A 1,638-nucleotide genomic window follows, 5' to 3' on the forward strand; every position below is an offset into this window, starting at 1 on the left:
GGTGGCGCCGCTGCCGCCGTCACCGGCGCGGGCCGGGCTGCCGTCGTCCCTGCTCATGCCGCCGCCGGAGCTGCCCGAGCCGGCCTCCACGCCGGCGACCCGGCGGCTGGAGGGCGCCACCGTGCTGATCATCGACGACGACGTCCGGAACGTCTTCGCGCTGACCAGCGCGTTGGAGCTGCACGGCCTCACCGTGTTGTACTCGGACAACGGGGCGGACGGCGTCCGCCTGCTGGCCGAGCATCCGGAGGTGGACATCGTCCTGATGGATGCGATGATGCCCGATCAGGACGGGTACGAGACGACCCGACAGATCAGGCGCAACCACCGGTTCGCCGACCTGCCGATCGTCTTCCTGACCGCGAAGGCCATGCCCGGCGACCGCGAGTCGGCGCTGGCGGCCGGAGGAAGTGACTACATCACCAAGCCCGTCGACCTGGACGAGTTGATCGAACTCATGTCGTCCTGGATCAGCGGCAGCCGAACCGAGGAGAGTTCGTGACCCAGATGGCAAAGGCGCTGCTGGTGGACGACCGCCGGGAGAACCTGATGGCACTGGAGGCGATTCTCCAGGGCCTGCCGGTGCAGTCCGTCGCCGTCGAGAGCGGTGAGGCGGCCCTGAAGCAGCTGCTGGTCGACGACTTCGCGGTGATCCTGCTGGACGCCCAGATGCCGGACATGGACGGCTTCGAGACGGCCAGCCACATCAAGCGACGCGAGCGTACGCGGCACGTGCCGATCATCTTCCTCACCGCCGCCGACCGGGACGCCCAGCTGGCGCTACGCGGGTACGCGGTCGGCGCGGTCGACTACCTGACCAAGCCGTTCGACCCGTGGGTGCTGCGCGCCAAGGTGTCGGTCTTCGTCGAGCTGTGGGTGAAGACCCGGCAGCTCGCGGCCCAGTCCGACCTGGTGCGGGAGCGTGACGCGCAGTTGCGGGTGCTGACGGACGCGGTCGACGAGGCCACCACGATGCTGCGCCTGGATGAGGCGGACGCCCGCGACCGCGCGGTGCAGCTCCTCGAAGAGGCCCGCTGGGGCAACACCCCCTGACCCACCCACGTGCGTAGCGAGATCTTGGTGGCTGGCGGCCCCCGGAGGGGCCGTTTCCCACCAAGGTCTCGCCGCCTGCGCGGAACGTGCGACCGGTGCGCAGGGCGCGGAGGGGCCGGGAAGAGGGCGGTAGGTCAGCCCGGTGGGCCGGGGGCGGGTCAGCCGGTGGTCTGGTCGTTGCGGATCATCAGGGCACTGCGCAGGCCCGTGATGTCCAGGACCCGGAGCAGGAAGTCGCCCACGTTGGTCAGGATCAGCAGGCTCTGGGCGTGACTGGCCTTGCGGCTCAGCACGACGAGGGTGCCGAGACCCTGCGAGTCGCAGAAGGTGACCCCGCCCAGGTCGAGGACGATCCGCGGCGGCGGCTCGGCGAGCACCTCGTTGACGACGGTCGACAGCTGGGCGGCCGTGAGCATGTCGATCTCACCGGCCAGGCGAAGCACGGCTTCGTCACCCGTCCGGTGTAGCGTGATGGACAGTTCGGCACGATCCACCGGGTCAGCCTAGCGCGATCCGAGTGACCCGGCCTGTCGAGCGGTGGCGACGGAGCCAGCCGAGTGCCGCGACACCGCTCCCGCCAGCGCA

3 protein-coding genes are annotated in these 1,638 nt (G+C 70.2%); 2 read left to right on the forward strand and 1 reads right to left on the reverse strand.

Going from position 1 to position 1,638, the window contains the following annotated elements:
* Together AB0B91_RS65800 and AB0B91_RS65805 are read left to right on the forward strand one after the other, a co-directional pair.
* Positions 1-502, forward strand: a 502-nt coding sequence (locus AB0B91_RS65800; protein ID WP_358343178.1) for a response regulator, incomplete at its 5' end; no start/stop codon positions are given.
* The gene (locus AB0B91_RS65805) at positions 499-1,053 is read left to right on the forward strand and encodes a response regulator (protein WP_089002479.1); all 555 of its coding nucleotides are present in this window, start codon (positions 499-501) and stop codon (positions 1,051-1,053) included. The genes AB0B91_RS65800 and AB0B91_RS65805, both read left to right, overlap by 4 nt.
* Positions 1,054-1,211: 158 nt before the next feature.
* On the opposite strand, the gene AB0B91_RS65810 is transcribed toward AB0B91_RS65805, so the two are convergent.
* Positions 1,212-1,547: an STAS domain-containing protein gene (locus AB0B91_RS65810; RefSeq protein WP_089002478.1), complete on the reverse strand. Its 336-nt coding sequence runs from the start codon at positions 1,545-1,547 to the stop codon at positions 1,212-1,214.
* Between the last annotated feature and the right edge of the window lie 91 nt (positions 1,548-1,638).

Origin of the sequence: Nonomuraea sp. NPDC049141 (assembly GCF_040648415.1) — a bacterium.
GTDB lineage: Bacteria > Actinomycetota > Actinomycetes > Streptosporangiales > Streptosporangiaceae > Nonomuraea.